The organism is Pseudomonas sp. BF-R-30, assembly GCF_019956175.1.
In the GTDB taxonomy this organism is placed as follows: domain Bacteria; phylum Pseudomonadota; class Gammaproteobacteria; order Pseudomonadales; family Pseudomonadaceae; genus Aquipseudomonas; species Aquipseudomonas jessenii.
In genome coordinates, this window is the sequence record NZ_JAHBDE010000002.1 from 107,415 (window position 1) to 132,055 (window position 24,641).

At 62.0% G+C, this 24,641-nt stretch carries 23 protein-coding genes; 15 read left to right on the forward strand and 8 right to left on the reverse strand.

The window, feature by feature from the left end:
* Window position 1 precedes the first annotated feature (1 nt).
* Window positions 2–1,237, reverse strand: coding sequence for a 3-methyl-2-oxobutanoate dehydrogenase (2-methylpropanoyl-transferring) subunit alpha (locus KGB20_RS01340; RefSeq protein WP_154860167.1), 1,236 nt, complete (start codon window positions 1,235–1,237; stop codon window positions 2–4).
* Window positions 1,238–1,422: 185 nt separating this feature from the next.
* Between KGB20_RS01340 and bkdR the strand changes: the two genes are divergently transcribed.
* Complete coding sequence (gene bkdR, locus KGB20_RS01345) at window positions 1,423–1,911, forward strand: Bkd operon transcriptional regulator BkdR (protein ID WP_007976593.1); 489 nt, start codon at window positions 1,423–1,425, stop codon at window positions 1,909–1,911.
* Window positions 1,912–2,025: 114 nt separating this feature from the next.
* On the opposite strand, the gene KGB20_RS01350 is transcribed toward bkdR, so the two are convergent.
* A complete protein-coding gene (locus tag KGB20_RS01350; protein WP_154860166.1) occupies window positions 2,026–2,889 on the reverse strand; it encodes an MBL fold metallo-hydrolase in 864 nt (287 codons plus the stop codon).
* A 118-nt stretch (window positions 2,890–3,007) separates the two neighbouring features.
* Between KGB20_RS01350 and KGB20_RS01355 the strand changes: the two genes are divergently transcribed.
* From KGB20_RS01355 to nahK, 6 genes are all read left to right on the forward strand, one after another.
* Entirely contained in the window at window positions 3,008–3,349 is a 342-nt protein-coding gene (locus KGB20_RS01355) for an ArsR/SmtB family transcription factor (protein WP_007976596.1), read from the forward strand.
* Between the two features lie 166 nt (window positions 3,350–3,515).
* Window positions 3,516–4,760 (forward strand): FAD/NAD(P)-binding oxidoreductase, encoded by a 1,245-nt coding sequence (locus KGB20_RS01360; RefSeq protein WP_154908889.1) that lies wholly within the window; start codon window positions 3,516–3,518, stop codon window positions 4,758–4,760.
* A gap of 9 nt (window positions 4,761–4,769) precedes the next feature.
* The gene (locus tag KGB20_RS01365) at window positions 4,770–5,576 is read left to right on the forward strand and encodes a sulfite exporter TauE/SafE family protein (RefSeq protein WP_154908890.1); all 807 of its coding nucleotides are present in this window, start codon (window positions 4,770–4,772) and stop codon (window positions 5,574–5,576) included.
* A gap of 209 nt (window positions 5,577–5,785) precedes the next feature.
* On the forward strand, window positions 5,786–6,970 hold the full coding sequence (locus KGB20_RS01370) for a porin (RefSeq protein WP_057715207.1): 1,185 nt from the start codon (window positions 5,786–5,788) through the stop codon (window positions 6,968–6,970).
* 154 nt (window positions 6,971–7,124) lie between these two features.
* The gene (gene nosP, locus KGB20_RS01375) at window positions 7,125–8,282 is read left to right on the forward strand and encodes a nitric oxide-sensing protein NosP (RefSeq protein WP_154908891.1); all 1,158 of its coding nucleotides are present in this window, start codon (window positions 7,125–7,127) and stop codon (window positions 8,280–8,282) included.
* On the forward strand, window positions 8,212–10,845 hold the full coding sequence (gene nahK / locus KGB20_RS01380) for a hybrid sensor histidine kinase/response regulator NahK/ErcS' (protein ID WP_223531828.1): 2,634 nt from the start codon (window positions 8,212–8,214) through the stop codon (window positions 10,843–10,845). Before nosP ends, nahK begins: the two co-directional genes overlap by 71 nt.
* A gap of 141 nt (window positions 10,846–10,986) precedes the next feature.
* Here nahK and KGB20_RS01385 read toward each other — a convergent pair whose 3' ends face one another.
* From KGB20_RS01385 to KGB20_RS01410, 6 genes are all read right to left on the reverse strand, one after another.
* Window positions 10,987–11,652, reverse strand: a complete 666-nt coding sequence (locus tag KGB20_RS01385) for a response regulator transcription factor (RefSeq protein WP_154860163.1) — start codon at window positions 11,650–11,652, stop codon at window positions 10,987–10,989.
* Between the two features lie 57 nt (window positions 11,653–11,709).
* Window positions 11,710–12,267 (reverse strand): PQQ-dependent catabolism-associated CXXCW motif protein, encoded by a 558-nt coding sequence (locus KGB20_RS01390; RefSeq protein ID WP_154908893.1) that lies wholly within the window; start codon window positions 12,265–12,267, stop codon window positions 11,710–11,712.
* A gap of 225 nt (window positions 12,268–12,492) precedes the next feature.
* On the reverse strand, window positions 12,493–13,284 hold the full coding sequence (locus KGB20_RS01395) for an ABC transporter permease (protein ID WP_154908894.1): 792 nt from the start codon (window positions 13,282–13,284) through the stop codon (window positions 12,493–12,495).
* On the reverse strand, window positions 13,281–14,012 hold the full coding sequence (locus KGB20_RS01400; RefSeq protein ID WP_154908895.1) for an ABC transporter ATP-binding protein: 732 nt from the start codon (window positions 14,010–14,012) through the stop codon (window positions 13,281–13,283). Before KGB20_RS01400 ends, KGB20_RS01395 begins: the two co-directional genes overlap by 4 nt.
* A complete protein-coding gene (locus tag KGB20_RS01405; RefSeq protein ID WP_154860160.1) occupies window positions 14,009–14,968 on the reverse strand; it encodes a YVTN family beta-propeller repeat protein in 960 nt (319 codons plus the stop codon). The genes KGB20_RS01400 and KGB20_RS01405 overlap by 4 nt, the downstream gene beginning before the upstream one ends.
* A 30-nt stretch (window positions 14,969–14,998) precedes the next feature.
* On the reverse strand, window positions 14,999–16,183 hold the full coding sequence (locus tag KGB20_RS01410; RefSeq protein WP_154860159.1) for an ABC transporter substrate-binding protein: 1,185 nt from the start codon (window positions 16,181–16,183) through the stop codon (window positions 14,999–15,001).
* A 210-nt stretch (window positions 16,184–16,393) separates the two neighbouring features.
* On the opposite strand from KGB20_RS01410, the gene pedF reads away from it, so the two are divergent.
* The 8 genes from pedF (at window position 16,394) to pqqB (ending at window position 24,587) form a co-directional block, all read left to right on the forward strand.
* Window positions 16,394–16,855, forward strand: a complete 462-nt coding sequence (gene pedF, locus KGB20_RS01415; RefSeq protein WP_154908896.1) for a cytochrome c-550 PedF — start codon at window positions 16,394–16,396, stop codon at window positions 16,853–16,855.
* 3 nt (window positions 16,856–16,858) lie between these two features.
* On the forward strand, window positions 16,859–17,734 hold the full coding sequence (locus KGB20_RS01420; protein ID WP_150814573.1) for a substrate-binding periplasmic protein: 876 nt from the start codon (window positions 16,859–16,861) through the stop codon (window positions 17,732–17,734).
* A gap of 10 nt (window positions 17,735–17,744) precedes the next feature.
* Window positions 17,745–18,506: a quinoprotein dehydrogenase-associated SoxYZ-like carrier gene (locus KGB20_RS01425; RefSeq protein WP_154908897.1), complete on the forward strand. Its 762-nt coding sequence runs from the start codon at window positions 17,745–17,747 to the stop codon at window positions 18,504–18,506.
* Between the two features lie 16 nt (window positions 18,507–18,522).
* On the forward strand, window positions 18,523–19,461 hold the full coding sequence (locus KGB20_RS01430) for a quinoprotein relay system zinc metallohydrolase 1 (RefSeq protein WP_154860156.1): 939 nt from the start codon (window positions 18,523–18,525) through the stop codon (window positions 19,459–19,461).
* A 275-nt stretch (window positions 19,462–19,736) separates the two neighbouring features.
* Window positions 19,737–21,512, forward strand: coding sequence for a PQQ-dependent methanol/ethanol family dehydrogenase (locus tag KGB20_RS01435; RefSeq protein ID WP_102671474.1), 1,776 nt, complete (start codon window positions 19,737–19,739; stop codon window positions 21,510–21,512).
* A gap of 251 nt (window positions 21,513–21,763) precedes the next feature.
* Window positions 21,764–23,284 carry an aldehyde dehydrogenase family protein gene (locus KGB20_RS01440; protein WP_154908898.1) on the forward strand — a complete coding sequence of 507 codons (1,521 nt, stop codon included), beginning with the start codon at window positions 21,764–21,766 and terminating at the stop codon, window positions 23,282–23,284.
* 261 nt (window positions 23,285–23,545) lie between these two features.
* Entirely contained in the window at window positions 23,546–23,617 is a 72-nt protein-coding gene (pqqA, locus tag KGB20_RS01445) for a pyrroloquinoline quinone precursor peptide PqqA (RefSeq protein WP_003253598.1), read from the forward strand.
* Between the two features lie 55 nt (window positions 23,618–23,672).
* Entirely contained in the window at window positions 23,673–24,587 is a 915-nt protein-coding gene (pqqB, locus tag KGB20_RS01450; RefSeq protein WP_154860154.1) for a pyrroloquinoline quinone biosynthesis protein PqqB, read from the forward strand.
* Window positions 24,588–24,641: the final 54 nt, after the last annotated feature.

Genomic DNA, 24,641 nt, shown 5'->3' on the forward strand with positions numbered 1-24,641 from the left:
GTCAGATCCCCAACTCTTGACGCTGGCGCTTCAAGTGCTCCGGCATCTCTTTATAGACGTCTTCGAACATGGTCGCGGCGCTCGGAATCTGGCCGCCGGCAAGGGTGCCGTACTGTTCGGCTTCTTTCTGTGCGGCGATCACTTGGGCTTCGAGCTCGGCGCTGACGGCGGTGTGTTCCTCTTCGGACCACTGGCCGATCTTGATCAGGTGCTGCTTGAGGCGCGCAATCGGATCGCCCAGCGGGAAGTGGCTCCAGTCATCGGCCGGACGGTATTTGGACGGATCATCGGAGGTCGAGTGCGGGCCGGCGCGGTAGGTGACCCACTCGATCATGGTCGGGCCGAGGTTGCGCCGCGCACGTTCGGCAGCCCAGGCGGAGGCGGCGTAGACCGCGTAGAAATCGTTGCCGTCGACCCGCAGGGAGGCAATGCCGCAACCGACGCCACGACCGGCGAAGGTGGTGGCTTCACCACCGGCAATCGCCTGGAAGGTGGAGATCGCCCACTGGTTGTTGACCACGTTGAGGATCACCGGCGCGCGGTACACGTGGGCGAACGTCAGGGCGGTGTGGAAGTCCGACTCGGCGGTGGCGCCGTCGCCGATCCACGCCGAAGCGATTTTGGTGTCGCCCTTGATCGCCGAGGCCATGCCCCAGCCCACGGCTTGCACGAACTGGGTGGCGAGGTTGCCGGAGATGGTGAAGAAACCGGAGTCCTTGACCGAGTACATGATGGGCAACTGACGTCCCTTGAGCGGATCGCGCTCGTTGGACAGCAGCTGGCAGATCAGGTCGACCAGCGGTACGTCGCGGGCCATCAGGATGCTTTGCTGGCGGTAGGTTGGGAAGCACATGTCGTCGATGTTCAGGGCCAGGGCCTGGGCACTGCCGATGGCTTCTTCGCCAAGGCTCTGCATGTAGAACGACATCTTTTTCTGACGCTGGGCGACCACCATGCGGTTGTCGTAGATGCGGGTCTTGAGCATGGCACGCATGCCCTTGCGCAGGATCTCCACCGGTACGTTTTCGGCCCATGGGCCGAGGGCATTGCCCTGGTCGTCGAGCACGCGGATCAGGCCACGGGCCAGGTCAGCCGTGTCAGCCGGTTCAACGTCGATTGGGGGTTTGCGCACCGTGCCGGCATCGGTCAGATGCAGGTAGGAGAAGTCGGTTTTACAGCCGGGACGGCCCGAGGGTTCGGGGACGTGCAGGCGCAGCGGTTCATACGCTTGGGTCATGGCTTCTACGCTCGATCTTGTGAATTTCTTGTAGTGAGCTGACAGATTTCGTTCGGTAGAAGAAATCTTGTCCTACAACAATCATAGGCCCGACCAAGAAGAATATTTCTCTCTGTTTCGTTGCGCTAAAGATCATTTGCAGATAAAAAACCTGCATAAACATAAAAAACAGGTGGTTTTGTCTCATGCGCAAACTGGACCGTACCGATATCGGCATTCTCAACAGCCTTCAGGAGAATGCGCGCATCACCAACGCCGACCTCGCGCGTTCGGTGAACCTGTCACCCACGCCGTGTTTCAACCGGGTCAAGGCCATGGAAGAGTTGGGGGTGATTCGCGAGCAAGTGACGCTGCTGGATGCCGATCTGTTGGGGCTGCATGTGAATGTGTTCATTCACGTCAGCCTGGAGAAGCAGGTGGAGGAGGCGTTGCAGCATTTCGAAGAAGCGATTTCCGATCGCCCCGAGGTGATGGAGTGCTACCTGATGGCTGGCGACCCGGACTACCTGATCCGGGTGCTGGTGCCGACCATCCAGTCGCTGGAGCGCTTCATGATGGACTTTCTGACCAAGGTGCCGGGGGTGGCGAACATCCGTTCGAGCTTTGCGCTCAAGCAGGTGCGGTACAAGACCGCGCTGCCGTTGCCGGCCAATGGCCTGACTTTGGGCAACTGACACGATCACTCTGTAGGAGCGAGCTTGCTCGCGATGGACGTTATCGATAACGCGAGTCTTCTGGATAAACGCGTTGCCCTCAAGTCCATCGCGAGCAAGCTCGCTCCTACAGGGTCAGAATTTGTTAAGCGGGATTTTCAGGTAGGTCACGCCGTTGTCCTCGGCCGGCGGCAAATTCCCCGCCCGCACATTCACCTGGATCGCCGGCAGCAACAGTGTCGGCATGCCCAGCCCTGCATCACGTCGTGTACGCATTTCCACGAACGCGGCTTCATCGATCCCGTCATGTACATGAATGTTGTTTTTGCGTTGTTCACCGACGGTGGTCATGCATTGGGGCGCGCGGCCATTGGGCGGGTAGTCGTGGCAGACGAACAGCCGCACGCTGGCGGGGAAGGCCAGCAGTTTGTGGATCGAGGCAAACATCTGGTTGGCATTGCCGCCCGGGAAATCGCAGCGGGCGGTGCCGACGTCGGGCATGAACATCGTGTCGCCGACCAGAATCACATCGCTGTCGACCAGGTAAGCCATGTCCGCCGGGGTATGGCCGGGCACGTGCAGGGCGGTCGCCTTGAGGTTGCCGATCATGAACGATTCGTCGGGGGCGAACAGGTGATCGAACTGGGAGCCGTCGACGCGAAAGGAGGGCTCCAGATTGAACAGTGTCTTGAACACGTCCTGCACCTTGCTGATCGACTCGCCAATGGCGATTTTGCCGCCAAGCTCCCGCCGCAGATAAGGCGCGGCGGACAGGTGATCGGCGTGGGCGTGGGTTTCCAGCAGCCACTGCACTTGCAAGTGACGGGCGCGGACGAAGGCGATGATGTTGTCGGCCTGGGTGGTTGCGGTACGCCCGGATGCTGCGTCGTAGTCGAGCACCGGATCGACAATCGCACACTGCCCGCCATCAGCCTCATAGACCACGTAGCTGTAGGTCGAGGAGGCGGGGTCGAGGAAAGCTTCAATCAGTGCGGGCATGGACACGAACCTGTGCAGGGTTGGAAAAGTCAGACGGCGAAATTTCAGTCATGGGTTGCAACATTATATGTTTAAACATAATGTTTACAGCTTAAGTGACGTTGAAGGCATCCTGCAAATGCAATCCAGTCTGACCGAATGTGAAGTCGCCCAACTGCGCGCCTCGGCCTCCAAGGCGTGTGCGCTGCTCAAGGCCCTGGCCAATGAGGATCGCCTGTTGATCCTGTGTCAGCTGACCCAGGGCGAACGCAACGTAGGCGAGCTGGAAAAAATGACCGGCGTGCGCCAACCGACCCTGTCCCAGCAATTGGGGATCCTGCGCGATGAAGGACTGGTCGCTACCCGTCGTGAAGGCAAGTACATTTTTTACGGTCTCGCCAGTCACGAAGTGATCCAGGTGATGAAAACCCTCTCCGGGCTTTATTGCGGGGCCGTGCTTAAAAGCTGGGTTCAACCCTGAATGCCAGTCAACACACAGAACCTGTGGGAGCGGGCTTGCTCGCGAAGGCAGTGTGTCAGCCAACGTTTATGTCTACTGACACACCGCCTTCGCGAGCAAGCCCGCTCCCACAGTTGTTTTGTGGTGAAACTGGCAACATCCTTGCGTGCAGCAAAAGGAACAAGCAATGAACGATCAACACTGGGGCCCATCCATCAGTGCAGATATCGTGGTCATCGGCGGCGGCACGGCAGGCATCGGCTTTGTCGCCAGCCTGCTCAAGCGTAGCCCGCATCTGAACATCACCGTGATCGAACCCGACTCCCGGCACTACTATCAACCGGCCTGGACGCTGGTCGGCGGTGGTGCCTACAACGTGGAAAACACCGTGCGGCCCATGGCGTCGGTGATGCCGCGCGGGGCCCATTGGCTGCAGGCTGCCGTGACGGGCATCGATCCCGACAAGCGCCAACTCACCCTCGGTGACGGGCGTACGGTCGGCTATCAAAACCTGGTGGTCTGCCCCGGCCTGCGTCTGGCCTGGGAGAAAATTGAAGGCCTGGAGAACACCCTCGGCCAGCACGGCGTGACCTCCAACTACAGCTATCGGCACGCGACCTACACCTGGGACCAGGTGCAGAATTTGCGCGGCGGCAAGGTGCTGTTCACCCAGCCGGCCATGCCGATCAAATGTGCCGGAGCGCCACAAAAGGCGCTGTACCTGTCCTGCGATCACTGGAACAAGAGCGGTGTGCTGAACGACATCGACGTCGAGTTCAATCTTGCGGGCGCGGCACTGTTCGGAGTGCCGACCTTTGTCCCGCCACTGATGAAGTACATCGAAAAGTACAAAGCCCGGTTGGCGTTCAACTCGAATCTGGTCAAGGTCGACGGCCCGGCGAAAACCGCGTGGTTCGACGTCAAGGATGCCGATGGCAATGTTACCCGCCAGGCAAAAACCTTTGACCTGCTGCATGTCGTGCCACCACAAGTCTCTCCGGACTTCATCGCCCAAAGTCCGCTGGCCGACGCCACCGGCTGGTGCGAGGTCGATCCCCACACCCTTCAACATCCGCGCTATCCAGGCGTGTTCGCGCTGGGTGACATCTGCGGCACCACGAATGCAAAAACTGCTGCGGCGGTGCGCAAGCAGATCGTGGTGGTGGCCGAAAACCTGCTGGCCTTGCGCAAGCAGCAACCGCTGCCGCTGAAGTACGACGGCTATGGCTCCTGTCCGCTGACGGTGGAGAAGGGCAAGGTGATCCTTGCCGAGTTCGGGTACGCGGGCAAGTTGCTGCCGACCTTTCCCCTTGACCCGACGATCCCGCGCCGCTCGGCGTGGTGGCTGAAGGCGACACTGCTACCGTGGTTCTACTGGAACGGTATGCTCAAGGGCCGCGAGTGGCTGACACGTGTGTCCAGGGTCGACTGAGAACTCCGTATGTTGCTGGCAAGTCTGTTTGGTGTAGTGATGGGGTTGGTGCTCGGCTTGACGGGCGCCGGTGGCGGTATCCTTGCGGTCCCGGCCCTGGTGTTGGGGTTGGGGTGGAGCATGACCCAGGCCGCTCCGGTGGCGTTGTTCGCGGTAGGCAGTGCGGCAGCGGTCGGTGCCATCGACGGCTTGCGCCATGGCCTGGTGCGTTATCGCGCAGCGCTGCTGATCGCGGCATTGGGTGCGGTGTTTTCGCCGATAGGCATCTACTTTGCCCACCAGTTGCCGGAAAAAATCCTGATGATCCTGTTCAGCCTGCTGATGGTCATGGTGGCCGGGCGGATGTTGCGCCGCGAGCGCAAGGACGAGGGGCCCAGCGACCATGGTCAGGCCAACTGGGGCCAGAAGAACTGCATGCTCGATCAACAGACCGGGCGCTTTTCCTGGACCGCCAAATGCACCGCAACCCTCGCCGCGCTCGGGGCAGTAACCGGCGTGGTCTCTGGATTGCTGGGGGTGGGCGGCGGCTTTCTGATTGTCCCGGCCTTCAAGCAACTGACCGACGTGCAGATGCGCGGGATCATCGCCACGTCGCTGATGGTGATCAGCCTGATTTCCGGCATCGGCGTGATCGGCGCGTTCCATGCCGGGGTGCGCATCGACGATTCGGGCATTGCCTTCATCGTCTCCAGCATCGTCGGCATGATCATCGGCCGCAAGCTCTGCGCCCGGGTGCCGGCGCGGGCGTTGCAGGTCGGATTCGCCAGCATCTGCGTCGTGGTCGCCGGCTACATGCTGTTCAGGGCCAACGGCTGACCGGTACCGGTTCCTGTGGACGCCAGTGGGGTCCACAGGCCTACACCCTTAGTGGCGAGCCTCACTGACACGCGGTCTTACACCGTAGTGGTCACACACCGCCAGCCAATCCAAAGCACCTGAAAACCAGCCCCAAGGCAGCGTATGGCGCCGCCCGTCAGGTTTCGATAATCGCCTCCGACACTCAGTCCCCCGTTTCGGAGCGCGCCATGCACAACAATAAGAACGTCACGCATCGTTTTCTGCCTGCCTTCATCGCCAGCCTGTCCGCCCTTGGCCTGAGCCCGCTGGCCGAGGCGGATATCATGCTGTACGACAAGGACCAGACCACGTTCTCCACCGACGGCTACATCAACGCCTTCTACGTGAACAGCGATGTCGATCGCGCCGGCGATCAGTTCGACCGTCGACAGTCGCGGGTCAAGATGGGGTTCCTGCCCAACTACCTGGGGTTCAACATGGGCAAGCAGGTAGACGACCTCAAGCTCGGCGCCCGTGCCTCGTTCTGGGTCACCATCAACGACAGCGAAACCAACGGCACCGACACCGCCATCGATGTGCGGCAGTTCTTCGGCACCGTGGCCAACCCGGAGTGGGGCGAGGTGCTGATCGGCAAGGACTTCGGGCTGTTCGCCCGTTCCAACATCCTGCTCGACGAAATGCTCGCCGGTTACGGTCAGGTCAGCGATACGTTGGGGCTGGTGGATGGCGGCGGGGTGTCGTTCGGCAACATCGGCACCGGTTATCCGTATCCGTTCCCGACCTCGCAGATAACCTATCGCACCCCGGTGATGGACGGTCTGCGCGTGGCGGTCGGCATCATGGACCCGGTGGACACCAATGACAGCAGCCCGACGGGCAAGGCCTATCAGGAAAACCCGCGTACCGAAAGCGAAGTCACCTATCAATTCGACCTGGCGGGGGCAAAGATCTACAGCTGGGTCAACGGCAGCTACCAGACCTCGGACAACACTGATTCCACGGTCGAGACCGTCACCTCCAAGGGTGTCGGTTATGGCGTGCAGGCGAAGATGGGCGGTTTGTCCCTCACCGGCTCCGGTTTCCAGGCCAAGGGCATCAACCCGTTTTTCACCAACAATGCCGGCGAGCCGACCCTGCGCAATGTCGACAGCGACGGCTACCTGATGCAGGGCTCCTACAAACTGGGCAAGAACCGCCTGGCCTTGTCCTATGGCAAGACCAATGACGATGGCAACGGCGTGGTCGGCAGCGGCGCGGACTACGAGACCCGCGGCATCGCGTTGTTCCATGACGTGAACGACAACCTCAAGCTGGTGGCCGAGTACAACCAGTTCGAAATCAATGGCCACGACACCGACGAGCAGAACGAAGACACCGACACCTTTGCCGTGGGTGCGGTGCTGACCTGGTAACCCCGGGAGGTGGCCCTGGCCGTGCGCATCGCGGCGAGGGTCGCCAACCGTCTCATCCCATCGAAGCGGCTACCCGCTACCCAAGTAGCATTCGTCGCACCTCACAGACTTCGTACACTCGTGCCTCATACACACGCACCTGCGGGAGGTAAGGATGCAGCAGAGCGAAGGCGTCGTCAGTGCGATGTCCCAGGCCACCGATGCCCGGCAGGTCGCGCAGGAACTGGCACGACAGTTGTTGCACCCACACCTGGGGTTCGTGCTGTTCTTCTGTTCCGCCGAGTACGACTTGCAGGCGCTGGGCCAGGCCTTGCAGCAAAGCTTCGGCGGCATTCGCCTGGCGGGCTGCACCAGCGCCGGGGAAATCACCCCGCTGGGCTACGGACGCAATTGCGTGACGGCGGTGGGTTTCGATCATCGGCACTTTTCCATCGCGATCGAGCTGATCGACCAGATGGAGCACTTCAGCCTGATCGACGCCCAGCAAATGGTCGAGCGCCTGGTCAGTGGCTGTCGCAGCAACACCCTGGCCCCGATCAAGGGCAACAGCTTTGCCCTGACCTTGCTCGATGGCCTATCCAGCCGTGAAGAAATGGTCCTGGCGGCCTTGAGCGCGGCATTGGGCGACATTCCGCATTTCGGCGGCTCGGCCGGCGACGATAACTACCTGACCCATACCCATGTGTACTTCGATGGCGAGTTCCACAGCGGCGCGGCCGTGGTGGTGCTGGTCAATACCTGGCTGGATTTCGAAGTGTTCACCACCCACCACGTGCTGCCCCGCGCCGAAAAGCTGGTGGTCACCGGGGCCGACAGCACCTTGCGCCGGGTCTTCGAACTCAATGCCGAGCCGGCCGCCGCCGAGTACGCCCGGCACATCGGCGTGCCGGTGGCGCAACTCGATCACCGGGTCTTCGCCGCGCACCCGTTGGCAGTGCGGATCAACCAGCAGTACTACGTGCGGGCCATCCAGCAGGTGCATCCGGACCTGAGCCTGAGCTTCTACTGCGCCGTGGAAAACGGCATCGTCCTCACCGCCATGACCCCGGGGCCGATGCTGCCGAACCTGCAAAGCCTGTTCGAGGGTTTGCAGGAGCGCCTGGGTGATTTGCTGCTGACCATCGGTTGCGACTGTTTCCTGCGGCGTCTGGAACTCGAAGACGACGGCAGTCTTGATCAGATCGGCACGTTTTTGCGTGAGCAACGGGTGATGGGTTTCAACACCTATGGAGAACAGTTCAATGGCATGCACATCAACCAGACCTTCACCGGCGTTGCCATTGCCCGTGGCCGTGCCCCAGGACATCGCTGAGCTGCAGGCCGAGCTGGCCAGGCTGCGCCTGGAAAACCATAAACTGCAGCGCATCAATGGCGCGCTGATCGAACGGGTCGAGTCCGGGGTGACCCGCGGCAACGATCCGTACGCGGCATTCCAGCATTCGGTGGTGCTGGCCGAGCAGGTGCGCGAACGCACCGATGCCCTGAACCAGGCCATGGCCGAACTCAAGGCCGGTAATCATTTGCTCAGCGAAGCCCGCCTGCGCGCGGAAACGGCGCATCAACACCTGATCGATGCCATTGAAAGCATTTCCGACGCCTTCGTCCTGTTCGACGCCGAGCAGCGCATCGTGCTGTTCAACAGTCGGTTCAAGGCGTTCTGGAGCAACAGCCGGGTGCGGATCAATGCCGGCATGCGCCTGACCGAGGTCAAGCGGCTGATGATGAACAACGGCCTGTTCACCGAAGAGCCACGCGGGCATGCCGACGAAAATCTGCTTTACCGCCTGCAGAACGGGCGCTGGCTGCAAGTCAGCGAGCGGCCGACCCAGGAAGGGGGGCGGGTGATTCTGTTCACCGACATTACCGACGTCAAACTCAGCGAAACCGTACGCCGGGAACAGGCGGTGGCGCAGAAGTCGCATCTGCTTCAACGGGCGGTCGACAACCTGTCCCAAGGGGTGGCGATGGTCAGCGCCGAGGGCATTCTGGAGTTGTGGAACCGGCGTTTCCTGGAGTTGAGCGGCCTGGCGCCCGTGGCGGCCCATCGCCCGTTTGCCGAAGTAATCGCCGACAGCGAGTTGAACCTGCTGACCCCGGCCAGTCGCGATGGCAACGGACGACCGGTACGCGAATGCGAACAGCGCCTGTACGATGGCCGGGTCCTGGAAATCCGCACCCATGCGTTGCCCGCCGGCGGTTTCGTCAACACCTTCACCGACATTACCGAACGCTACCAGCACGCCGAGGCGCTGAGTGAAAGCGAACACTGGATTCGCCTGATCACCGATCACGTACCTGCATTGATTGCCTACCTCAATGCCGACCTGGTCTACGAGTTCACCAACAAGGTCTACGAAGAGTGGTACTGCTGGCCCCGCGGCGTGATGCTCGGCCAGAGCCTGCGCGAAGTGCACAGCGAACAGCACTACCAGCGGCTGGAGTCCTACGTGGCCAGGGCACTGGCCGGCGAGAGCGTGACGTTCGAGTTCGCCGAAACCAACGTCAACAACCAGGAGCGCTATATGCTGCGCTCCTATGTGCCCAACCGTCTGACCAGTGGCGAGGTGGTGGGGATTTTCGTGCTGATCCGCGACATCACCGAACGCCGGCGCACCGCCGAGGCGTTGCATCAGGCTTATCAGAACCTTGAGCTGCGGGTACGCGAGCGCACGGCGGAATTGACTACCCTCAATGACCAACTGTTGCGCGAGATCGATGAGCGTCGCCTGGTCGAGTCACGCTTGCGCGAGGCCAAGCAGGAAGCCGAGCAGGCCAACCTGTCGAAGACCAAGTTCCTCGCCGCCGTCAGCCATGACCTCCTGCAACCGTTGAATGCAGCTCGGCTGTTTACCAGTGCCTTGCTGGAGCGGCGCGAGCCGATGTCCAGCGAAGTTCTGGTGCGCAACGTGAGCAATTCCCTGGAAGACGTGGAGAACCTGCTCGGCACCCTGGTGGATATTTCCAAGCTCGATGCGGGGGTAATCAAAGCCGACATTGCGCCGTTTGCCCTCAGTGAACTGCTGGACAACCTGGCCGCCGAATACACCCAGGTGGCGCGCAGTGAAGGCCTGCAACTGCACTTCATCGGCTGTTCGGCGCTGGTGCGCAGTGACATCCAGCTGCTCGCCCGGATTCTGCGCAACCTGCTGAGCAATGCGATTCGCTATACCTACAGTGGTCGCGTGGTGCTCGGTTGCCGGCGGCATCATCAGTGCCTGACGATCGAAGTCTGGGACAGCGGCATGGGCATCGCCGAGCATCGCCTGGAGGAGATTTTCCAGGAGTTCAAGCGCGGTGATGTGCAGCGACCCGATCAGGATCGCGGCTTGGGCCTGGGCCTGGCGATTGTCGAGAAGATTGCCGGCATCCTCGGGCATCGCATTCATGTGCGCTCATGGCCGGGACGGGGTTCGATGTTCTCGGTCGAAGTACCGTTGAGCGCCACCGCGCCGAAACCACCGCCGACGTTGCAGATGAGCGAGCCGATGCTTGAGCGCCTGCGGGGTGCGCGGATATGGGTGCTGGACAATGACGCGACCATCTGTGCCGGCATGCGCACCTTGCTGGAGGGGTGGGGGTGTCGGGTGGTGACGGCGCTGTCGGAGGAAGATCTGGCACGGCAAGTGGACAACTACCACGCCGAGGCCGACCTGCTGATTGCCGATTACCACCTGGACAACGACCGCAACGGAGTCGACGCCGTGGCCCGGATCAATGCCCGGCGCGCGTCACCGGTCCCGGCGATGATGATCACGGCCAACTACAGCAATGAACTCAAGCAGCAGATCCGCGAACTGGGCCACACCCTGATGCACAAGCCGGTGCGGCCGATGAAGCTGAAGACGGCGATGAGTCATTTGCTCGGCAGGCCTTGATTTTCTGGGTGTCGGTGCTGGCCTCTTCGCGAGCAAGCCCGCTCCCACATTTGATCTTCATCAAACACAGATTTTGTGTACGACGCAGGTCCAGTGTGGGAGCGGGCTTGCTCGCGAAGGGCGCTCCGCGGTCTCTCTGACTCAACGCCGCAGATAAGACCCGAAATCAATATCCCCGGCGCTCAGGATCGCCTGCACCCGGTTGTGCACGTTGAGCTTGCGCAGGATCGCCGAGACATGGGCCTTGACCGTGGTCTCGGCGATTTCCAGGGTGTAGGCGATCTGCTTGTTCGATTCGCCCTTGGTCATGCGTTCCAGTACCTGCAGTTGTTTGCGGGTCAGGGCCTGGAGCAGTTCGGGCGGGAAGCCCGGGGTGTCGTTCATCCGCCGGTGGGTGCTGCTTTTGGCGGTGCGGATGATGTCCGGGGGCAGGTAGACATTGCCATTGAGAATCTGCTGGATGGCATCGGTCATCTGGGTACGGGGTGAAGACTTGGTGATGAAACCCACCGCACCGTAGGTGATGGCTTGCAGCACGATCTGTTTGTCCTGCTCGGCGGAGACAATCACCACCGGAATGGTCGGCGCTTCGTTACGCAGGTTGATCAGGCCATTGAGCCCGTGCATGCCGGGCATGTTCAGGTCGAGCAGGATCAGGTCCAGGTCATCGTGTTCCTGGGTCAGCGCCAGGGCGCTGTCCAGGTCGGCGGTTTCCATCACTTCGCTGCCGGCAAAACCGTCGCTGATGACGTTGTGAATGGCTTCGCGAAACAGCGGGTGATCGTCGGCAATCAGGATTTTGTACATGGCCTTTCACCTCATTATTTTGATTATGGTGTGGCAACTACACGCACGCGTAAAGCTTCAGGGAAAGGGTTCGGGGCTGGCTGGCGAAACCGGCAGATTGGCCGCTTGCCAGGCGTCCAGGCCATCGCGATACCAATACAGAGTCTTATAGCCCATGGTGGCTGCGCGTTTGACCGCATTCCAGCTCAACCAGCAGTCGGAGCGGCAGTAGAAGACCAGCGGTCGCGTCGGGTCGCCGCCAGTCAGTGATTTCAGGTTCCGGGAAAAGTAATCCTGCCAGGCGGGCGCCAGGTCACCGTCGCCGGTATTGGCCAGCCAATGGCTGCCGGGCAGGTTTTCATGGGGCTGGTCTTCGATGAACTGCCCTTGCAGCCACTGACGGCGGTAGACATCGATCAGCACCGGGCGCGGGGTTTGGCCGAGCAGGGTTTGCAGGGCGGGGGTGTCGATGATGGTTGCGCCTTGCAGTTGTTCCGGCGTCGGGCTGCGGTACAGGCCGATGCGATAGCCGTCGGTGGAGAACAGCGCCGTGTCGGCCTGCGCGGTGCTCAGCAGCAGGCCCAGCGACAGGGCGGCGAGAGTAGGGCGCAACAGGCAACGTCGGGCTCGCGGCATGGTTTCAGTCCTTATAGTTATGGACCTATTACATGCCAGTCGGGGGGCGTTGGGAATGCGACGATAGACAGGAAAACCAGTACTAAAGTAGTAATTTCACCCTGTTCAATGAAGATCCCCCTGTGGGAGCGGGCTTGCTCGCGAAAGCGTTGTGTCAGTCAACTTATTTATTGAATTTGCCGCCGCCTTCGCGAGCAAGCCCGCTCCCACAGTTGACCTGTGTAGTCAGTTGGTTTTGCGCAAGGCAGCATGCTGCGGGTTGAAGGTCAGCACGGCGAGCAGCGCGAACAGCAGCGTCAAACCCGCACACACCGCCAGCGCCAGCGGATTGAAGCGTTCATACAGGGCGAAGCGCACCAGTTCCACCGCATGGGTAAAGGGATTCACCGCGCACAGCCAATACAGCCACTGGCTGGCCTCGCGCATCTTCCATAGCGGATACAGCGCCGATGACAGGAAAAACAGCGGGAAGATCACGAAGTTCATCACCCCGGCAAAGTTCTCCAGCTGGCGGATCGCGTTCGACAGCAACAGGCCCAGTGCGCTGAGCATCAACGCCACCAGCAGCAGGACCGGCAACGCCAGCAACAAGCCCATGGCCGGTGGCCGCACGCCGTAGACCCAGGAAATCGCCAGGAACGCATACACCTGCAACAACGAAATCAGCGACGTGGCCAGCAGTTTGCTGCACAGCAGAAAGGTTCGGGGCAGGGGGCTGGTCAACAGCACGCGCATGCTGCCCATCTCGCGGTCGTAGACCATCGACAGTGACCCCTGCATGCCATTGAACAGCAGGATCATGCAGGCCAGCCCGGGAATGATGTAGACCTCGTACGGTATGTAGGTGTCGTAGGGCTCGATGATCGCGATTCCCAGTGCCGCGCGAAAACCGGCGGCGAACACCAGCAGCCACAGCAGCGGCCGCACCAGGGCGCTCAGAAATCGGGTGCGTTGCAGCACAAAGCGCAGCCATTCGCGCAGCACGATACCGCGCAAGCATTGCCAGTAAGCGTTCATTGGACAACCCCTGATGTCGTAAGGCGAGTGAAGGCCGAGCCGAGATCGCCGCCGTGCTCCAGGCTCAGGGCGTCGGCCTGCCCACTGGCCACCAACCGGCCTTGATGCAGGATCAACAAGTCATCGCTGGGCTGTACTTCGTCGAGCAGGTGGGTGGTCCAGAGCACGCTGATGTGCTCCTCGCGACACAGGCTGCGGATGTGCCGGTTGAGCGCCAGGCGACTCGCCGGGTCGAGGCCGACACTGGCTTCATCGAGCAGCAGCAGGCGCGGCTCATGCAACAGGGCGCGGGCAATTTCCACCCGGCGACGATGGCCGCCATTGAGTTCGCGCACCCGTTCGCGGCGACGGTCGGTCAGGGCCTGACGGGCCAGTTCGGCGTCGACCCGAAGGTCGGTCTGACGCCGGGACAGGCCATGCAATGCCGCGTGATAACGCAGGTTCTGCTCGACGCTGAGGTCCAGGTCCAGGGTGCTTTGCTGGAACACCACGCCCAATTGCCTGAGTGCCGGGCGTGCCGCGCTGCGCAATGAACAGCCACCGACGCGGATCTCGCCTTGCTGCAGATCATAGAGCCGGGTCAGCAGGGCAATCAGGGTCGACTTGCCGGCGCCGTTGGGCCCCAGCAGCGCGGCGAAACGCCCGGGTTCCAGGCTGAAACTCACCTTGCGCAAGGCCTCCCGGGAGCCGTAGGCAAAGCTCAGGTCGCTGACTTCAAGGGCGTTCATGGCGTCACCACCACGCCCCAGGGATAGCGCCCGACCTTCACCGATTTGCTGACCTTGAGGCTGTCGACATCGATCACCGAGACATCGCCGCTGACGCCGTTGGTGGCCAGCAGTTGCTTCTGATCCGGGGTGAACGCCATCTGCCAGACCCGTCGACCCACCAGCAGGTAATCGAGAATCTCGAAAGTCTTGGCATCGATCACCGCCACATGATTGGCCGGGCCCAGTGCGACGAAACCGTACTTGCCATCGGCGCTGAGCTTGATGCCGACCGGCTGGACCTTGTCCGGGTGCACGCCCTTGATCTGGAAGTTAAGGGTCTTGAGCACGGTGCGGCTGGCCACATCGAGAATGGTCACGGTGCCGCCGATTTCCGCCGAGGCCCAGAGCTTCGCGCCATCGGGGGAGAACTCGACGAAGCGCGGGCGCTGGTCCACCAGGGTGCTGTCGGCCAGGGTCTGGGTGCCGGTGTCGATCCAGTGCAGCATGTTGGTGGTTTCGCTGGTGTTGACCGCCCACTTGCCGTCGGGGCTGACGGCCATACCCTCGGGCTCGACGCCGACGTTGATCTGGCCGAGTACCTTGGAGGTCTCGGTGTCGATCACCGTGACCAGCGCATCGTCTTCGTTGGAGACGTACAACCAGCGATTGTTGGGGTGCAGGGCGAATTGTTCAGGGTCTTTGCCCGAGGGCAATTCCTTGATGATCTTGCGCGTGGCCACGTCCATCACCTGGACCCGGTCCGAGTCACTGGCGCAGATGTACAGCAGCTTGTTGTCATGGGACAGCAGCAGGCCGCGGGGGCGCTGGCCGACGGGCAGGGTGTCGGTGACTTGCAGGGTCTGCATGTCGATCAGGCTCAGGTTGTTGTCCTTTTCGTTGGAGACCCAGGCAGTGCTGGCAACGGCATTGCCAGCGGCGAGCAGCAAGGTGCAAGAGAGCAGGGTGCGGCGCATGGCGGATTCCTTGTTGTTGTGATGTTCGGATCAGGGAAAGCGGCAGCTGACCTCGGGCTTGTCGTAACCCAGGCTGTCCATCTCGTTGAACGGGTGCAAAAAGCCGTCCTGGGGTGAGGTGCTGACCAGCGCCCGGGGCTGGACGATGGGAATCGGCTGGCGCAACTGACCGTTCCACGACCGGTAGCTGAGCTTGCGACCCTTGAAACCGTCGAGCGGCAACTGATCGCTGATTTCAAGCGTGCGGATCGCCATCGGCTCGGCCTGGCGCAGTTTGCTCACAGCGCTGGCGATACTGCGCACGGCCATCCATGCCGCGAAATCGCGGTCATTCATCCAGCGTCCGGTCAGGGCTTCAAAGCGTTTTTGCAGCTGCGCGGCGCCGTAGGTTTCCACGGTCTTGTGCCAGCCCACCGGGGTCAGGCCCTGGGTGCCGGCGACCGGGCGCGGGTACCAGGTCTGGTAGGGCACGTATTCCCCGAAGTCGCCGCGTTCATCGGCCACCAGCACCACGTCGTACTCGGCGGTCTGGGTGAACAGCGGCATGTCGGCCTGGGCGCTGCGGCGTTGGTCGTTATCAAAGCTCCAGGGTTTTTCCGCCACCAGTTGCAAGCCGAAGCGCTTGGCGGCGCGGCGCAGGGCGGCGGCATAGGCTTGATCATCCGCCGTCGGGCCGACAATCAGCAGCGCCCGCTGCCATTTGCGCAACACCAGAAACTGCGCAAGTGCATCGGCGAGCATCGCCCGGCTCGGTAAGGTGTGCAGCAGGTTCGGCAGGCAATCGCTGATGCGCAGGCTGTCGTCGGGGCTGCCGGCGTTGAACAGTAGGCTATCGGGCAGTGCCGCACTCAATTGGCGCAGGCTGGTCGCGGGGGCATTCACCACAAACAGGCGCAGGCCCTGTTCATGCTGCACCTTTGCCGCTTCGAGCAAGGCCTCGGGGCTGTCGACGCTGGCGCTGACCAGGCTGTAGCCGTGGTTGAGAAAACGCCCGGTGCTGTTGCTGTCGGTGATCGCCAGTTCGGCGCCGCGCAGCCCGGCATCGGTGGGCTCGGGGATGACGTTCGACAGCAACGGGCCGGCGTCGGGGCGATAACCCAGGTAGCCGATCCGCACCTGCAAGGGCGCATCGGCGGCCTGACTCTGGGTGGCCAGGCCGGCGGCGCAGGCAATCGCCAGCAGGTAGATCAGGGCGTAAGGGATGAGCTGGCGCATAGGGCACTCCTTTACAGGTAGCGCCAGCATAGGTAGCCCGTGAAGCTGAGGAAATATGCAGAAAGTACCGGTGGTGTCCATCCAGCGCCTTACTACCAAGGGACTAGGTAGCGACCACCAAAGCAGCATGGGGTGAGCGCGATGCCGTTTCTAAGATGGCTGCCATAGCCTCTGCCAAGAGGTTTTGCGTGCAATCCAGAGGGCATAACAATGACAACAAAACGCAACGCCTTGCTCGTGACCGGGCTATTGGCCGGTCTGATCAGTGCAGGTTCCGTCTGGGCCCACGGCAATGTGGTGCCACAGGCTGTCGCCACCCAGGGCTTGACCCCGATCAAGGACGCCGGGGTGCAGCTCGATGCCGATGGCTGGGCCGCGGTGAACCCGTATCGCACCGCCCCGGAACACGACAAGGCAGTGGAAATCGGCGCCTCTGCCTATACCCAGAACTGCGCGGCCTGTCATGGCCTGGAAGCCAAGTCCGGCGGTATCGCCCCCGACTTGCGCATGCTCGATGTCGGCGAGGCGGGCGATGAATGGTTCGCCGAACGGGTGCGCCATGGCGCGGTGCGCGACGGTCGGGTGTACATGCCGAAGATGGCCGACTACCTGAGCCAGGAAGCCCTGTGGGCGGTGCGTACCTATCTGGACACTGTGCGCGTCGAGGAGTGACCCATGCGCCTGCTCGCGGTGTTGATCAGCGCTCTGTGGCTGTGCTGCCAGGCGGCGCAGGCGCAGGTTCGCAACTACGACGAAATGATCGCCGCCGGGGAGCTGAAGGTGGCGGTCTACAAGGACTTCGCCCCCTACAGTTTCGAAAGCGCCGGAAAGCCCCAGGGGGTCGATGTCGAACTGGCCGAAGCCTTGGCCAAGGCGCTTGGCGTGCGCCTGACGCTGATCTGGGCACCGGCGGGGGAAAAACTCGATGACGACCTGCGCGACTACATCTGGCGTGCCAGTGCCTTGCACAACCAGCAACTGGCCGACTTGATGATGCGCGTGCCCTACGACCGCGACTACGCGCAGAAACGTAATGAGTTCGGTGAACTGGAAAATGGTCATGTGGTGATGTTCGGTCCGTACCAGAACGAACAATGGCAGGTGGCCTATGACCGCCGAAGGCTGGACAAGGTCGCCAGCGTCGCGGTGTTCGAGCAGCACCCGATTGGTGTCGAAGTCGACAGCGTGCCCTCGTTCTACCTGACCTCGGTGTTCAACGGCATGCTCGCCGGCAAGACCCATCACTATTCAGGCGTACCCCAGGCGTTTGCCGCGATGAAGGCCGGTGAGGTCGACGCGGTGATGGCCATGCGCGGCGAAATCGACTGGCAGGTGCACGAAGCGGCCGACCCGCAGGTGGCGCTGGCAGAAAATGCCTACCCGAACATGGGCAAGCAGCTCTGGGAAATCGGCATGGCGGTGCACGAAAGCAACCGTCAACTGGCCTATGCCGTGGAAGAGGCGTTGGAAGCGCTGATCCGCGACGGTTCGGTGAAGACCATCTACGGCCATTACGGCCTGCGTTACGACGTGCCCGAGATGTATCAATAAGGAGCAGGCGATGAAATGGCGAGGGAGTTGTCTGTTGGCCTGCTGGTTAAGCCTGGCGGCACAGGCTGGCGCTATCGATCCCGGCAAGGATCCGGTGCCATCGGTGATGTGGGCCTTCTACCATCAGCAGTTTCTGGGCAATGCGCCGTTCGTGTTCGATGAGCGGGTCAAGCTGCTGGCGCCACCGTTTGCCGAAGATGCCCGGCAGGTGCCGCTGGAAATCGATGCCCGGGCGTTCAATGGCGAGGTGGTGAAAATCCTCGCCTGGGCAGAGCTGAATCCGTTACCGAAAGTCGTCGACTTCCAGCCGCTGAATTCGGTTTTGCCGTGGCTGTCTTTGCGCATTCGCATCGAACAGGCGACGCCCTTGCGCGCGGCGGTGTTGACCCGCGACGGCGTGTGGCATGTCGGCTCGACCCTGATTGACGCCGCGGGTGGCGGTTGCACCGCCCCGAGCGTGGTGCGGACTCAACCGGGCTGGGAGGAGCGCATCGGCGAAGTGCTCGGCGGGCGTTATCCCCGGGACGGGTTCAGCCGTTTGCGTATGCAGGTGGCCCATCCCATGGACAACGGCATGGTCAGCGGCATTCCGGAATTCTTCATCAACCATGCCGAACTGCGCGACCGCAACGAGCAAGTGCTGGCCCGGCTGGAGCTGTTCCCCGCGGTCAGCGAAAACCCCAACCTGGCCTTCGACATCGAAGGGGCAGGGCAGACGCGCCTGCTGCTACGGGACAACAGCGGCAATGAGTTCGATGCGTCGATCCCCTGACCCTAAGGAGCGTGGCATGCGCTGGATCCTGTTGATGGTGTTAAGCGTCAGTCTGCCGGCCCTGGCCGATCTCGAGTACTCGCTCAAGCCCCGGCGGATCGCCCAGGACACCTGGTTACTGGAAGGCAGCACCGATAATTTCGCCAAGGCCAACGGCGGCAACATCGTCAACACCGCGTTTATCGTCACTGAACGCGGTGTGGTGGTGATCGACACCGGGCCGTCCAGGCGTTACGGCGAAGCGATGCGCAAGGCCATTGCCGCCACCACCGACAAGCCGGTGATCGAGGTCTTGCTGACCCATCACCACCCGGACCATGTGCTGGGTAATCAAGCCTTCACCGACGTGCCAATCGGCGCCTTGGCCGGCACCAGCGAGCTGTTGCACCAGCAAGGCGATGCCATGGCGGAGAATATGTACCGGATGGTCGGCGACTGGATGCGTGGCACCGAAGTGGTGCTGCCCACCCAGGCGCTGACACCCGGCGTGAAAAGTTTTGGGAATCACGATCTGCGCTTGCTGAGCCTGGGTGGGCATACGGGCGCGGATCTGGCTATTCTCGACCAGCAAACCGGCGTGCTGTTTGCCGGGGACCTGGTGTTTTATCAGCGGGCGCTGACAACGCCCAACAGTCCAGGGCTGTCGGTGTGGCTGGCGGACATCGCGACCCTGCGAGGCTTGCCCTGGACGCAGATCGTGCCGGGCCATGGGCCGGTGTCGAGCGATCCACAACCCTTCGAGCAGATGCGCGATTACCTGACCTGGCTCGATCAGCTCATGCGCGACGGCGCGGCCAATGGCAGTGATATGGCCGAGATGATCCGCAGCCCCATCCCTGAACGTTTCGCCGGGATCAACCTGAGCCGTTATGAACTGATCCGTAGCGTCAGTCATTTGTATCCACGTTACGAGCGCGGGCAGATGACCCGGGTGGACTCCGCCGCAAATAACTGACCCACCCTGATCTAATGTGGGAGCGGGCTTGCTCGCGAAAGCGGAGTGTCAGTCGACATAAAAGGTGACTGACACGGCCCCTTCGCGAGCAAGCCCGCTCCCACAGGGGATCTATGTATGGCACAAAGTTAGCTGCTCATCTCCTCCGAACCTGTACCAAGGAACTAGAAAACTCCACATTGCGGGCAATTGTTGCCAGGGCAGCGGCGCCCAAGAATCTGCACCAGACCGGGAAAATTTTCCGGACATAACAAAAATCCGCAGAGGAAGCCGTCATGACCCAACCCGCACGTCGCCAGCCCTTCGTCTTGAGCCTGCTGCTCAGTGCCATGCTGTTGTCCGGCCAGGCATTGGCCGGGGTTTCCGACCAGGACATTCTCCAGGACCCGAAGAACCCGGAACAGGTCGTGACCAACGGCCTCGGCGTTCAAGGGCAGCGCTACAGCCCGCTGGATATTCTCAACGTCGACAACGTCAAGGAACTGCGCCCAGCGTGGGCGTTTTCCTTCGGTGGAGAAAAACAGCGTGGCCAGCAAGCGCAGCCGATGGTCAAGGACGGCGTGATGTATATGACCGGTTCCTACTCCCGGGTATTTGCCGTGGATGCGCGCACCGGCAAGAAACTCTGGCAATACGATGCGCGCCTGCCCGATGACATCCGCCCTTGCTGCGACGTGATCAACCGTGGCGTCGCGCTGTATGGCGACCTGGTGATTTTCGGCACCCTCGACGCCAAGCTCGTGGCGCTGAACAAGGACACCGGCAAGGTGGTGTGGAGCAAGAAAGTCGCCGACCACAAGGAAGGCTACTCGATCAGCGCCGCGCCGCTGGTGATCAACGGCAAGCTGATTACCGGCGTGGCCGGTGGCGAGTTTGGCGTGGTGGGCAAGATCGAGGCCTACGACCCGAAAAACGGTGATCTGCTGTGGACCCGGCCAACGGTCGAAGGCCATATGGGCTACGTCTACAAGGACGGCAAAGCGGTGGAAAACGGCATCTCCGGCGGCGAGGCGGGCAAGACCTGGCCGGGCGATCTGTGGAAAACCGGTGGCGCCGCCCCTTGGCTTGGCGGTTACTACGACCCCGAAACCAACCTGCTGTTGTTCGGTACCGGCAACCCGGCGCCGTGGAACTCGCACCTGCGCCCTGGCGACAACCTCTACTCCTCGTCGCGCCTGGCGCTCAACCCGGACGACGGCACCATCAAGTGGCACTTCCAGAGCACGCCTCACGATGGTTGGGACTACGACGGCGTGAACGAGCTGGTGTCCTTCAACTACAGCGAAGGTGGCAAGGAGATCAAGGCGGCGGCCACTGCCGACCGTAACGGCTTCTTCTACGTGCTGGACCGCACCAACGGCAAATTCATCCGTGGTTTCCCGTTCGTGGACAAGATCACCTGGGCCACCGGCCTGGATAAGAACGGCCGGCCGATCTACAACGAAGCCAGCCGTCCCGGTGCCCCGGGTTCCGAAGCCAAGGGCAGCTCGGTCTTCGTAGCGCCGGCGTTCCTCGGCGCGAAAAACTGGATGCCGATGGCCTACAACAAAGACACCGGGCTGTTCTATGTGCCGTCCAACGAATGGGGCATGGACATCTGGAACGAAGGCATCGCCTACAAGAAAGGCGCGGCGTTCCTCGGCGCCGGCTTCACCATCAAGCCGTTGAACGAAGACTACATCGGCGTGCTGCGGGCCATCGATCCGAAAACCGGCAAGGAGGTCTGGCGCCACAAGAACTACGCGCCGCTGTGGGGCGGGGTGCTGACCACCAAGGGCAACCTGGTGTTCACCGGCACGCCTGAAGGCTTCCTGCAGGCCTTCAACGCCAAGACCGGCGAAAAGGTCTGGGAATTCCAGACCGGCTCCGGCGTGCTTGGCTCGCCCGTGACCTGGGAAATGGACGGCGAACAGTACGTCTCGGTGCTCTCCGGCTGGGGCGGCGCGGTACCGCTGTGGGGCGGCGAAGTGGCCAAGCGGGTGAAGGACTTCAACCAGGGCGGCATGCTCTGGACCTTCAAGCTGCCCAAGGATCTGGTAGCCAAGCACTAACCCCCGAACCCACCGCATAACCCCCTGTGGGAGCGGGCTTGCTCGCGAAAGCGGTGTGTCATTCAACAGGTTTTTTGGCTGACACGACGCCTTCGCGAGCAAGCCCGCTCCCACATTGGAATGTGTGAAACCTACGACCAAATAACGAGAGCCCCTCCTGCCAACGATGCATTCGTCTGGCGCGCGGGGCTCTCTAGTATCGGCGTATCGCCTGTCAGTACGACAGGCTCCGACCCAGACAGAGGCCCATCATGATCTACGCACAACCCGGAACCCCAGGCGCCGTCATTACCTTCAAGCCGCGCTACGGCAACTTCATCGGTGGCGAGTTTGTCGCCCCGATCAATGGCGAGTACTTCACCAACACCTCGCCGGTCAACGGTGAAGTGATCGCCGAGTTCCCGCGCTCCAGCGCCGCCGACATCGACAAGGCCCTGGACGCCGCCCATGCCGCTGCCGACGCCTGGGGCAAGACCTCGGCCCAGGACCGCTCCCTGGTGCTGCTGAAAATCGCCGACCGCATCGAGCAGAACCTTGAGGTCCTGGCCGTCACCGAAACCTGGGACAACGGCAAGGCCGTGCGCGAAACCATCAACGCCGACGTGCCGCTGGCGGCCGACCACTTCCGCTACTTTGCTGGCTGCATCCGCGCCCAGGAAGGCGGGGCTGCCGAGATCAATGAGCTGACCACGGCCTATCACTTCCATGAGCCCCTGGGCGTGGTCGGGCAGATCATTCCGTGGAACTTCCCGCTGCTGATGGCCGCCTGGAAACTCGCCCCGGCCCTGGCCGCCGGCAACTGCATCGTGCTCAAGCCTGCCGAACAAACGCCGCTGTCGATCATGGTCTTCGCCGAGCTGATCGCCGACCTGCTGCCGGCGGGCGTGTTGAACATCGTCCAGGGCTTCGGGCGCGAAGCCGGCGAGGCCCTGGCCACCAGCAAGCGCATCGCCAAGATCGCCTTCACCGGCTCGACCCCGGTGGGCGCGCACATCATGCATTGCGCCGCCGAGAACATCATCCCGAGTACCGTCGAACTGGGCGGCAAGTCGCCGAACATTTTCTTCGAAGACATCATGAACGCTGAACCTGCGTTCATCGAAAAAGCCGCCGAAGGCCTGGTGCTGGCGTTCTTCAACCAGGGCGAAGTCTGCACCTGCCCGTCTCGGGCACTGGTCCAGGAGTCGATCTACGAGCCGTTCATGGCCGAGGTGATGAAGAAGATCGTCAAGATCAAGCGCGGCAACCCGCTGGACACCGAGACCATGGTCGGCGCCCAGGCGTCCGAGCAGCAATACGACAAGATCCTCTCGTACCTGACCATTGCCCAGGAGGAGGGCGCCGAGCTGCTCACCGGTGGCGCGGCCGAACGTCTGGAGGGTGACCTGTCCAGCGGCTATTACATCCAGCCGACCCTGCTCAAGGGGCACAACAAGATGCGCGTGTTCCAGGAAGAAATCTTCGGCCCGGTGGTGGGCGTCACCACCTTCAAGGACGAAGCCGAAGCGCTGGCGATTGCCAACGACAGCGAGTTCGGCCTCGGCGCCGGCCTGTGGACCCGCGACATCAACCGGGCCTACCGCATGGGCCGGGCGATCAAGGCCGGGCGGGTGTGGACCAACTGCTACCACCTGTACCCGGCGCACGCGGCGTTCGGTGGCTACAAGAAGTCCGGCGTCGGCCGGGAAAACCACAAGATGATGCTCGACCACTATCAGCAGACCAAAAACCTGCTGGTGAGCTACGACATCAATCCGCTGGGGTTCTTCTAACTTCCCCTGGAACACCGCAAACCAAAATGTGGGAGCGGGCTTGCTCGCGAATACGGAGTGTCATTCAGCAGAGATGTTGACTGGCACACCGCTTTCGCGAGCAAGCCCGCTCCCACATGGGGTTTGTGTAATGCCAATGGCTGCGCACACCCCCTACCAAATCACCCCGCAAACTCCTTCGAAAGTAGCATTCGGGCACTCGGCGCCCCGTGCATTAATGGCTCTACCGGAATCACCCGGGCACAAGAAGAGGAATGACCCATGTGGACTAAACCCGCGTTTACCGATCTGCGCATTGGCTTCGAAGTGACGATGTATTTCGCCAACCGTTGATTGATCACCCGGCCAGCCGATGCGTTGGCCGGGCCTGCCTTCTGGAGCATCCTCCATGCACATCCGCGTTCTCGGTTCCGCCGCTGGCGGTGGTTTCCCGCAGTGGAACTGCAACTGCCGCCAGTGCGCCGGTGTGCGCAATGGCAGCCTGCGGGCCCAGCGCCGTACGCAGTCGTCGATTGCCCTGAGTGACGACGGTGTGGAGTGGGTGCTGTGCAATGCGTCACCGGACATTCGCGCGCAACTCGAGGGTTTTGCGCCGCTGCAACCGGCGCGCCGATTGCGTGACACTGCCATCGCCGGCGTCGTACTGCTCGACAGCCAGATCGACCATTGCACCGGTTTGCTCAGCCTGCGCGAAGGCTGTCCGCATGACGTTTGGTGCACCGCGCGTGTGCATCAGGACCTGAGCAGCGGTTTCCCGTTGTTCACCATGCTTGAGCACTGGAACGGCGGATTGCAATGGCAACCGGTCGGCCTCGATCGCCAGCCGTTCGGCATCCCGGCCTGCGAGCATTTGCAGTTTCGCGCGATTCCCCTGGTGAGCAACGCGCCGCCGTATTCACCCAATCGCGGCAACCCGCAACCGGGCGACACCATTGGCCTGTTCATAGAAGACCTGCGCAACGGCGCATCGCTGTTCTATGCACCGGGCCTTGGGCAGATCGACGATGAAGTGCTGGGCTGGATGCAGCGTGCCGATTGCCTGCTGCTGGACGGCACCCTGTGGCGGGACGACGAGATGCGTATCTGCGAAGTCGGCCAGAGTCTGGGCAGCGAAATGGGGCACCTCCCACAAAGCGGCCCCGGCGGGATGCTTGACGTGCTGGAGGGTTTCAATCGCCAGCGCAAGGTGCTGATCCATATCAACAACACCAATCCCATTCTCGATGAAGACTCGGCCGAGCGGGCTTTGCTGGAGCGGCGGGGGATCGAAGTGGCTTATGACGGCATGGATATCGTGCTGTAGCGACTGACGCCTTCGCGAGCAAGCCCGCTCCCACAATGGATCTGTTTCGATCAA